Consider the following 10,127-nt stretch of genomic DNA (forward strand, 5'->3'; position numbering starts at 1 on the left):
GGTTCAGAATAAATCAAGATTGTAGAAAAGAAAGGGGCTTGCGACAGTGGCAAGACTTCAAGCAGAGCAAATAGATGTGTCTTATGAAAATAAACAAGTCCTGAAAAATATCAGTGTCGACATACCGGAAGGAAAGATCACGTCTATTATCGGTCCGAATGGGTGCGGGAAATCCACGATCCTGAAATCGCTCTCCCGCATCCTGACCCCGGAAGAAGGCGGCGTTTACTTAGATGGCAAATCTATTCATGAAATGAAAACTAAAGAAGTTGCTAAAAATATGGCTATGCTCGCCCAGACTCCAGACATACCGCTTACGTTAACAGTGGAACAGCTGGTTTCGTTCGGCCGGCATCCGCACCGCAAGCGCACCCGGAAATTGACTGCGGAGGATCATGCCTCTATTCAAAGCGCGATGAATGACACTGGAGTTTTAGAATTTGCGGATCGTACGCTGGACTCCCTGTCAGGCGGCCAGCGCCAGCGGGCCTGGATTGCAATGGCACTTGCCCAGGACACGGACCTGCTGCTTCTGGATGAGCCGACCACCTATCTCGATATGGCTCACCAGCTTGAAGTGCTTGAGCTGCTTCAGCAATTAAACGAGAAAGAAAGCCGGACGATTGTAATGGTGCTTCATGACTTAAACCATGCTGCCCGCTTTTCTGATCATTTAATTGCTATGTGCAGCGGAGAAGTCCAGTGCATCGGCTGCCCAAGTGACGTCATTTGTAAAAACGTGCTCCGGCAGGTATTTGGCATTGACGCCCATGTCGTAACCGACCCAAAGAGTGGAAAACCGCTTTGCATGACGTATGATTTAATCGACCGCACGCCTGCTTCCGCGACGGAAATATCACAGACCAATTAAAGCAGGTAAAGCCAGGAGTCCCGCCCACAGCGCGGAAGCTCCTGGCTTTTTTTGTTCAATTATTTTGTCCTGGAGCTTTTATGCATCAGCCACAAGAAGAATGGTGTGCCGATCAAAGCAGCTACAAGCCCGGAGGGGATTTCGTCAGGAGCGAGTACTGTCCGGCCCACTGTATCGGAAAATACGAGAAGTGAGCCGCCAATAAACAGCGCTACGGGAAAAATACGCATATAATCCTGGCCAACAAGCATGCGTGCTAAATGGGGTGCGACAAGCCCGATGAAGCCGATCGTGCCAACAGCAGCTACTGCCATGGCCGCACAGAAGGTGGCAAGTAGTACGGCGGCCCAGCGTGCAAAGGTTAAACGTTCTCCGAGAGCGATCGCTGTCTGATCTCCGAGTGCAAGCACATTTAATGAAGGAGCCAAATACCAGACAAGCGGTATACTTATGGCAAGCGGAAGCAGCAGAAACTGCTGGAGCTCTTCATAGCCGGTCGCATACGTACTGCCGGAAAGCCACGTTAAAGCTGCGGCGGCGTTTAAATTAAAACGGGTAATCATAATTTGTGACAGGGCGCCACCCACAGCTGACAGGGCGATACCGAGCAGAGCAAGTACAGCGGGGTGAAATTTAGTTTTCCAGGAGAAAAATAAGATTACGCCTACCGCTGCAAAAGCCCCGGCTATGGCACCGAGTGGAATAAAGGCAGCAGGAATGTCCCTGAAAAGAAAAAGTACAAACAGCGCCCCAGCACCTGCACCTGAAGTGACACCGAGCACTGAAGGGTCTGCGAGGGGATTGCGCAGAATACCTTGATACAGCATGCCGCTTAGTGCCAGCAGCATGCCGGCAGCAAGCGCCGTTAACAGCCGTCCGAGTCTTAAATCGAATATAATAAACCGCTGGCCGCTGCTCTCTTCTGAAAATAGGGCCTTCCACGTGTCAACGAAACTAAACCCTGTGGACCCACCGGCCAGTCCCGCAAAAAAGACAAGAGCAGTAAACATAACAGCACATGCTAAAACAACAGGATATTTCAGCCCCCGGCTTTGACGCCCCCCGCCAATAGCACTCTGTTGTTCTGTACCGAAAAACGAGCCCCGGTGCTTTAAAATGAGCCATACGAGGAACGGAGCGCCGATTATTGATGTAACTGCGCCGACGGGAAGCTCACTGAGAGAGGGATCCACAGCCCGGCCCAGCACGTCCGCTCCTATTAGAAGCACAGCCCCCCAGAGCATAGAGCCAAACAATAAAGTTGAATGCAGCTGGTAGCCCATTAAACGTGTTAAATGAGGCGCCACGAGGCCAATAAAACCGATAGGACCGACAACACTTACGACAATAGCTGTAAGGCCTACGGCAAGGAAAAACATACATGCTTGAGTTACCCTTACATTCTCTCCGAGCGTGGCCGCCTGGTTTCTGCCAAGCAGCAGAATATCGAGGCGGGGAGCGAAAAAGAACGCAAGAAATAAAAGTAAGAGCAGTACTGGAAATACAAAGCGGACGCCGCTCCAGTCCTGCTGTACAAGAGTGCCGTTACCCCATAAAAACAAGCCGGCGGTTTGAACTTCAAAAAATATCTGCAGAACCGCGGTAAAGGAGGAAAAGGCGATAGACAAAACGAGACCGGCCAGCGCCATTCGTACGGGCGTAGCTTCGAGCCCCCCAGCCATCGTAAAGACCATCAAAGCAGCCAGACAGCCTCCTGCAAATGCGGCGAGAAAGCCGCTCAAGCCGAGCCAGTCGGGCAGTATCGTGGCGAAAGCTACAATAAAGAAATAGGCACCAGCATGAACGCCAAGTGTACTCGGAGCGGCCAACGGGTTCTTCGTGATCGTTTGAAAAATAACGCCTGACGCAGCCAGAGCTATCCCTGAGAGGATACCGATGACAATCCTCGGTAAATAGACCGTCCGAAAAATGCTGCTCTCTGTAGAATCGGTGTGCCGCAAAAGTTCCCACCAGGCCAGTATTGAAAAATTACCCGTGCTTTGTGCAAGATGCAAGTATATCAGCATTAAGAGAAGAGCTGCTCCGCCACTATATAGCAGAACAGCTCTTGAAGCGAACATCGATGAATTCATAATTACTCCTCACTTGTTAAAGTGTCAGCCACCTCTTCGGCAAATACTTCGGATGAAAGGGGCCCGCCGTAAGGCCATGTGGAGCTCGGCAGACGGTGGACATTATCGTTTTGGACGAATGAAAGACTGTTCCAGACTTCATTGTTATTCAATGTTTCTTCAATCGTACCACGATCGCCCTCCGGCGTGGGGATATCTATAAATGTCTGGTCCTGATAATTTTCAAGAGCATCAACACTCGTTTCCGTGTAGCCGTATTCTTCGAATTGCCTTGACTCATAAGCATTATCAACGCCGATCTGCTCCATTGTCTGGGCAGCAAGAGAATTGTCGGCAAACAGGCGGAAGGTTACGTTTTCGTTGGCCAGGTAGGAAAGAGAAAGCAGTACTTCTTCATCGCTGCGGCCGGCATCTTCAATTTCTGTCGACAGCTCATCATATGTTTCGTCCAGGTCATTTAAAACCTGTGCTGCTTTGTCTTCCTCGCCGACAGCTTTGGCAATGCTTTCGAAAGTGGCCTCCATTTCCTCATACTGGTTGCCTTCGCCTTCGGCAGGATACGGGTTATACATCAGTGTAGGAGCAATTTCCTCCAGCTCTTCTTTGATGCCTTCATGCCGGTAGCCGGCAGTAATAATTAAATCGGGCTCGAGTTCGGCAATGTGCTCAAGGCTTGGTTCCTGCCTCGTTCCTACATCCTGGACATCTTCGGATGGCGCCGGCTCGATATCAGCTAAATAATCGTTGTAACCATCGAGATCAGCGATACCGGCAGGCTGCATGCCTAAGGCGAGAAGGTCTTCTGCATACACCCATTCGAGAGCGACTACGTTTTCAGGTGTTTCTTCGAGTGTCACTTCGTTGTCATACCCATCCGTCACCGTCACAGATTCGCTGTTTTCAGAGGAGCTCTCTGTGCTCCCGGAATCCTCCGAACCGCCGTTGTCGCCTGAGGAACTGCAGGCAGCAAGCGAAAATGACAGAGCAGGTATTGTTAAAAGAGCTGAAAACGTTTTTAGTTTCATATGTATATCCCCCTAATTGAAAAAGATTATCAATATCAAAACCGACTTTACTATAGAAGGGGGAATAATTCAATAAAAATAAGTAATTTACACTAATTATTATTCATTAATTTGATCATAAAACTGGGCAGTAATTTCTTTCATTCTATTTTTATTTTTCCCCATGTCGCCCTTTCCGATTCTTGAAGCCGAACGAAAATGAACGTGTCCGGGACTTCCGAAATAAAAAACGACGTCGTCCTTAAATCTCAGTAACGGGGTAGTGAAAATAGTCGTTATATAATTTTCATCTTCATGAATAATTTCTGCATGCTTCTGTTGGCCAAGGATACGCCGGACCGTGCTTTTAGCTTTTTCAGGGTGGCCTGAATAATATATAGGCTCCATGTAATGCCGTTTGTCTTCGGGGGAGCTCATGGTGGAAACACAATTTGGGCTGTTAGGGCAGGGTGAAAGCATAAATTACATCCTTTCGCGGTAGAATTTTGTATGCAATATTGTGTACACTGTAAGCAGATGATTAGAAAAAACAGTGTTATTCTCTTTCCCGGAAAAATAAAGCGTTAATCGGGCACAAGAAGGGAAGGAGAAAGGGAGAAAGGAGTGGATCGAAGATGGTGAAAGTCAGCCAGGTGAGTGAAAATATCATTAAGATACACATGAAAATAGGCATTACCATCAGCGCCTGGGTCGTGAAGCATGAGAACGGGTCAATAATTATCGATACAGGCATACGACCGATGGCACCGAGGATATTAAAAGAAGCGGCACGTTTTGGCCGGGTCCAGATGATTTTATTAACCCACGGTCACCCGGACCATGTAGGCGGACTCGCTTATATCCAGGAAAAAGTAAATGCGCCTGTATATATTCATGGGCTCGAAGTTCCTTACATAACAGGGGAAAAGCCTTATCCAAACCGAAAAAAACCGACTGATTATACAAAAGGATTTTCTGTAAAGCAGCTGCCGGGGGACAGCCGTGGTGTTTTTCACTCGATGATGGGCATTGACCCTTATTTTACGCCAGGGCATTCGCCGGGACATACTGCTTATTATCACAAAAAAGATGATGTGCTGATTACCGGTGACATGATTACTTCCAAAAACGGCCGTATCGGGCCTCCGATGAAACAATTTACTGCTAACATGGATCGGGCAATGCGGAGTACAAAAACCATCCAGAAGGTCGCCCCCGGGAAATTATCCATTTGTCACGGCGAAGACCTGCAATATTCACAACACTTGTACAGCGCTTTTGTCAATGAGTATCAGTCTAAAGTATAAGGAGCCTGCCCAATTATGTATAATGAAGCTTTTATGACACGAGCGGTTCAGCTGGCACAGAAGGTAAAAAAAGAAGGAAAAGGGGACCCCTTTGGCTGCGTAATCATCCGCAATGATGAAGTGGTGGCAGAGGAAGGAAATAAAGGGTTTGAAACCTTTGATCCGACGACTCATGCCGAGCTTGAGGCAGTACGGACTGCAACGCGGCTCTTAAAAACTCCGGATCTAAGTGACTGCGAGCTCTATACGAGCGGGGAGCCGTGCCCGATGTGTGAAGCTGCCATTAACTGGAGCGGCATCCCGGTAGTATATACGGCAAAAACTGCAAAGGAGGCCGAAAATGCCGGCCTCCTTCCAGTGCCCGAAACCACCTACGAGCTGCGATATAAACCTTTGCTGGATAAAGAGCTCGATCCGTATTTGGAATAGGAGCCGGGGCAGCTAAAGCAGAAAAAACCGGAAGTAAATAAGGATACCCAGATAGATTATTAATAATACTGCAGACATGAGCAGGATAAGCCACATGTATAAAAGCGGCACATGATGTGACTGCTTTTTTATTGTGACGGCAGCGAGAGTTGTTGTGGTTCCAAGCGTAAGCAGAATTAGTACCACCAGCCAGGTGGCAATGGAAGGCCACGGAAGAAAATAAACAAACGGCATAAGCATCAGCAGGACACACATTGTATAAAACGCATAAAGCGAGGTTTTATACAGGCGTGTATCCTTTTGAAGCTCTTTATGCTGACGCCGCCGGTCCAGCCTGCTGTTTGAGTTTGCCCCGCCCTCAGAGGCGGGCTGCAGCGTCTGCTTGATGCGGGCCCACAGCTGTTTCGGTGCTAGTTGTTTCCATTTTGAATAGCGTCCCATTTTCATGCTCCTAGAGGCAGGAGGAAACCATCAGCATTACGGCCGGCGTGTGAGGCCCATAAACGTTTGCAAAAATGATTTCCAGTTGCGGTTTCTGCCATAGTAATAGTCGATGATCTGTGAAAGTGATTCGAACTTTCCTTCATAAGGATACCATAAAATTTCGCTGTTCATGCTGCCACGGGCGCTCATAACAGAAGTTTCAATGCTGAATGAGCGCATGCCAGCGGTAGAATGGTAGGAGCCAATACCGCTCTGCTTTGCCCCTCCGTAAGGAAGGTAATGATTGGCAGCGTGGGAAATAACATCATTAATCATGAAATTGCCTGTGCGGACCTTTGCGGCAATGCTGGCCGCAAGCTCCTGATCGGCAGTAAAGACCGACCCGCTTAAGCCATAAATTGTATCGTGGAACAGCTCAAGGGCCTCATCTATTTTAGAATAAGTGCGGACAGAAAATACAGGACCAAAAGTCTCTTCCTTCCACACACGCATTTCTCTGTTTACCCCGGTTAGAATAATCGGCTCGATCGTCAGGCTCTGTTTGTCCCACTGCTCAGGAGGCCTGCCGGCTATTTGTTCGGCTCCCTGGTCAAGCGCTTCCTGAACCTGGCTGTAAACAATGTCCCACTGTTTTTTTGTAGTCATACGGCCGATCTCATATTCTTTTCTGTCTTCGCGGCGAAGATTTGAAATGGTGCGGTGTACACTGTTTAAAAAAGCTTCCTGAACATCTTCATGCACGATTACGCGCTCGACAGACAAACAAACCTGTCCGCTGTTCATAAAGGCACCCCAGGCAGCAGCATTCGCAGCCCGTTCCACATTGGCGTCCTCGTGGACGATCATCGCATCTTTTCCGCCGAGTTCGAGAGTAGTGAGAATCAAATGCTCCGCGGCCTGCTTCTGAATAACCTTTCCTGTAGCGACCGAGCCTGTGAAGTGAATATAGTCGGGCTGTTGTTCAATCATTAAGCGGCCGGTTTCAGCGCCGCCATGAAGGACCTGAAACACCCCGTCCGGAAAAAGGCCGGAGATTTTTTCCAGAAGCAGACTGGCAAGCGGTGTTTCTTCCGAAGGCTTTAAAAGCACACAGTTTCCTGCGGTTAAAGCTTCAACAACCGGGATGAGAGAAAGCTGAAACGGAAAATTCCAAGGAGAAATAATAACAATTTTTCCGCGCGGTTTGCGGATGATTGACGAATTTTTCCCCATAAATATCATGGGAGTTCTGACGCGTTCCCGGTTAAAAAGACCGGAAGCTTCTTTTTCAATATGGCGCAGGGCCTCAAGGACCGGAATGACCTCAGAACCCAACGCTTCGATGGGAGGCTTTCCTGTAGCTGTAGAGATAATATCGGCAATCTCCTCCCGAAGCTCGCTGATAGTAAAACGAAGCAGCTGTATGTAGCTCAGCCGTTTTTCTATGGCTAAAGAAGCCCATGGAGTGAACGCTTCATCGGCTTTCCGCCAGGCGGATTGTATTTCCTCTTCATTAGATGAATGAACAATTGTTGATTCCAATGCTGACACCCTTTCTAGATCATAAAAGTTAAGTATAATACTTTGTTCCCTTATTGGCAGCCATCATAACAGAAGTTACGGAAAAGAAGCCCCTTCAAGTCGAAACGGGGTCTCTTTTCCGTTATACAGGTACAAGTTTATTTATCAAAGCCATATCGAATAAAGCGGGAGATGTCTTTCGCAACGCCGATGTCCCAAAGGATGATAAACAGAACTAAAATAGCGGGTCCCGCCAGCAGGCCGACAGCTCCAAACATTTGCAGCCCGGCGAACAGAGATACAAGAACGGCAAGGGGATTCAGATTCATGCTCGAGGAGAGCACCTTTGGCTCAATGATCTGCCGTACAATCATTGTAACAGTGTAAAGGATTAACAGTCCGAGCCCAAGGCCGAAGTTGCCTGTAATAATCAAGTATACGCCCCACGGAATTAAAATAGTGCCGGTGCCTAAGTACGGAAGAAATTCAGCAACCCCGACAACTGCCGCAAGCCAGTAGGCCCCCTCGACTCGCATAATAAGAAGCCCGATTAATACGATGACGCCCGTTATGAACATGAGAATAAGCTGTGCCCGGATGTAGCCAAAGACTCTCGCCCACATGGCCTGGTAAAAAGCCTTCAGCCGCTCAATGATAAAGGGAGGTAGAGCCAATTTCATTTTTCCGGCGTAGCGGTTCCAATCTTTTCCGATGAAATATATAGCTAATACGATAAATAACAGCACGATCAGAAGCGTTGGAATTCCTAAAATTAATTGGGTCAAAGCGTCGGCAATAGTTTGGGCGACTGAGCCAAGGCCAGAACCCAGTTGACTTCCGAGCTGGGCTATTCCCTGGTCTACAGACGACTGGCCGCCGAGGCCGGAAGCTGCTCCTGTTACTCTTTCCCAGAAGGGAAGAATATTTTCGTTGTAGAAATTCTGCATCTGCTGAAAGGTACTCTCCATCCAGGCAGGGCCCTTTTCTGCAATCACGTTAAATATTTCAATAGACAGAAAGATCAATCCGGTAACAATGCCCCCGACAATGCTTAATGTAAGCAACAACCCTAAAAGAGCAGCTATTCCATTCGGCAGGCGTAATTTATAATGAAGCCACTTCGTAAGCGGCATGAGCATCCAGGCGAAAAAAGCCGCGATCCAAAAAGGATACGTATAGGAAAAAATTTTGCCAATCGCCCACGCCAGAGCGAAAGCGGCTATTATAACGATGACAAAACGCAGAATCATCCAGCCAGTCGTTTGTTTCATGGGCCATTCCATCCCTTTCCTTTAGCGGACGTACTATCTATCTTTTCTTATTATAACCTTCCCGCTATAAAAAAGAATCTACACGTTTTTTTAATATTCCCGAAAAGGGAGGAAGATATACTTTTGATAAATAGTTCTTTAGGGTAATTATAAGGTAGAATAGGAGTAGTGGCTTACACTTTAGGAACAGACAGGGGAGGAAGCAGCATGGAAATTAACGGAAAAGTTTTTTTACTGCCGGGAGGGGCATCCGGCCTTGGCGGGGCAACAGCGAATATGCTTGTAGAAAACGGAGCGAAAGTGGTCATTGCCGATTTTGAGGTGCGCCCGGGGCGAAAAAGAGCAAAAGAGCTTGGCGACAGCGCCATCTTTATCGAAATGGACGTTACTTCAGATGAAAAAGGAAAAGCAACGATCGATGAAACAATAGAGACATTCGGGCGTATTGATGGGGTTGTCAACTGCGCCGCTCTAGGCCTGGCAGAGAAGATTTTAAATAAAAAAGATTCGCATTCACTCGAACACTTCAACCGTGTTATACAGACGAATCTGGTCGGGACGTTTAACATGCTCCGGCTCGGGGCAGATGCGATGAGACATAATGAACCAAACGAACAGGGAGAAAGAGGCATCATTATTAATACATCTTCGATTGCGGCCTATGAAGGCCAGGTCGGGCAGGCTGCCTACAGCGCCTCTAAAGGAGGCATCTGGAGTCTTACGGCGCCGGCTGCCAGAGAGCTTTCAGAGTTTGGCATACGCGTCGTGGCAATTGCGCCCGGCCTGTTTGAAACGCCTTTTTATATGTCCTTTCCTGAAAAAGCAAGGCAGACGCTGGGACAGAATGTTCCTTTTCCAAGAAGACTCGGCTTTCCAACTGAGTACGCTTCGCTCGTAAAAGAAATTATTCACAATGCGATGCTAAACGGAGAAACGATCCGCTTGGACGGGGCTCTCCGCATGCCTCCAAAATAATAAAAGAACACCCGGGCTTGGCATTTTAGAGTGACTAGAGTGACCCCATAATATGAGACAGGAAAAAACACCCCCAACGTCGTATGTGCACTGACCTAGAAATATGAGACAAGATAAAGCACCTAGCCTTCTGCCGTTCGGTATTCCACCGGCGTGTGGAAGGCTAATTTCGTAAAGGGTCGCTGATAATTGTAATAATACATGTACGTCTGCACGTTTTCTAGTATAATGGT

General features: G+C 48.0%; 11 protein-coding genes. 4 read left to right on the forward strand and 7 right to left on the reverse strand.

Going from position 1 to position 10,127, the window contains the following annotated elements:
• Positions 1-46: 46 nt before the first annotated feature.
• Positions 47-871, forward strand: a complete 825-nt coding sequence (locus CHL76_RS15240; protein WP_079474298.1) for an ABC transporter ATP-binding protein — start codon at positions 47-49, stop codon at positions 869-871.
• 59 nt (positions 872-930) lie between these two features.
• On the opposite strand, the gene CHL76_RS15245 is transcribed toward CHL76_RS15240, so the two are convergent.
• The 3 genes from CHL76_RS15245 to CHL76_RS15255 all read right to left on the reverse strand — a co-directional run bounded on the left by CHL76_RS15245 (position 931) and on the right by CHL76_RS15255 (position 4,448).
• Positions 931-2,964: an iron ABC transporter permease gene (locus tag CHL76_RS15245; RefSeq protein ID WP_079474299.1), complete on the reverse strand. Its 2,034-nt coding sequence runs from the start codon at positions 2,962-2,964 to the stop codon at positions 931-933.
• 2 nt (positions 2,965-2,966) lie between these two features.
• Positions 2,967-3,989 carry an ABC transporter substrate-binding protein gene (locus CHL76_RS15250; protein ID WP_094909033.1) on the reverse strand — a complete coding sequence of 341 codons (1,023 nt, stop codon included), beginning with the start codon at positions 3,987-3,989 and terminating at the stop codon, positions 2,967-2,969.
• A gap of 99 nt (positions 3,990-4,088) precedes the next feature.
• Entirely contained in the window at positions 4,089-4,448 is a 360-nt protein-coding gene (locus tag CHL76_RS15255) for a DUF1499 domain-containing protein (RefSeq protein ID WP_079474301.1), read from the reverse strand.
• A gap of 155 nt (positions 4,449-4,603) precedes the next feature.
• Here CHL76_RS15255 and CHL76_RS15260 point away from each other — a divergent pair, with 155 nt between their 5' ends.
• Positions 4,604-5,275 carry an MBL fold metallo-hydrolase gene (locus CHL76_RS15260; RefSeq protein WP_079474302.1) on the forward strand — a complete coding sequence of 224 codons (672 nt, stop codon included), beginning with the start codon at positions 4,604-4,606 and terminating at the stop codon, positions 5,273-5,275.
• A 33-nt stretch (positions 5,276-5,308) separates the two neighbouring features.
• Positions 5,309-5,704, forward strand: coding sequence for a nucleoside deaminase (locus tag CHL76_RS15265; protein WP_158219202.1), 396 nt, complete (start codon positions 5,309-5,311; stop codon positions 5,702-5,704).
• A gap of 12 nt (positions 5,705-5,716) precedes the next feature.
• On the opposite strand, the gene CHL76_RS15270 is transcribed toward CHL76_RS15265, so the two are convergent.
• The 3 genes from CHL76_RS15270 to ytvI all read right to left on the reverse strand — a co-directional run bounded on the left by CHL76_RS15270 (position 5,717) and on the right by ytvI (position 8,919).
• Positions 5,717-6,145, reverse strand: a complete 429-nt coding sequence (locus CHL76_RS15270) for a hypothetical protein (protein ID WP_094909034.1) — start codon at positions 6,143-6,145, stop codon at positions 5,717-5,719.
• 36 nt (positions 6,146-6,181) lie between these two features.
• On the reverse strand, positions 6,182-7,669 hold the full coding sequence (locus tag CHL76_RS15275) for an aldehyde dehydrogenase family protein (RefSeq protein ID WP_158219203.1): 1,488 nt from the start codon (positions 7,667-7,669) through the stop codon (positions 6,182-6,184).
• Between the two features lie 137 nt (positions 7,670-7,806).
• Positions 7,807-8,919 (reverse strand): sporulation integral membrane protein YtvI, encoded by a 1,113-nt coding sequence (gene ytvI / locus CHL76_RS15280; RefSeq protein ID WP_079474306.1) that lies wholly within the window; start codon positions 8,917-8,919, stop codon positions 7,807-7,809.
• A gap of 207 nt (positions 8,920-9,126) precedes the next feature.
• On the opposite strand from ytvI, the gene CHL76_RS15285 reads away from it, so the two are divergent.
• Positions 9,127-9,894, forward strand: a complete 768-nt coding sequence (locus CHL76_RS15285) for a 3-hydroxyacyl-CoA dehydrogenase (RefSeq protein ID WP_094909036.1) — start codon at positions 9,127-9,129, stop codon at positions 9,892-9,894.
• Between the two features lie 122 nt (positions 9,895-10,016).
• Here CHL76_RS15285 and CHL76_RS17515 read toward each other — a convergent pair whose 3' ends face one another.
• Positions 10,017-10,109 carry an IS3 family transposase gene (locus CHL76_RS17515; protein WP_416171864.1) on the reverse strand — a complete coding sequence of 31 codons (93 nt, stop codon included), beginning with the start codon at positions 10,107-10,109 and terminating at the stop codon, positions 10,017-10,019.
• Positions 10,110-10,127: the final 18 nt, after the last annotated feature.

The sequence above is a fragment of the Marinococcus halophilus genome, from assembly GCF_002265875.1.
Lineage (GTDB): Bacteria > Bacillota > Bacilli > Bacillales > Marinococcaceae > Marinococcus > Marinococcus halophilus.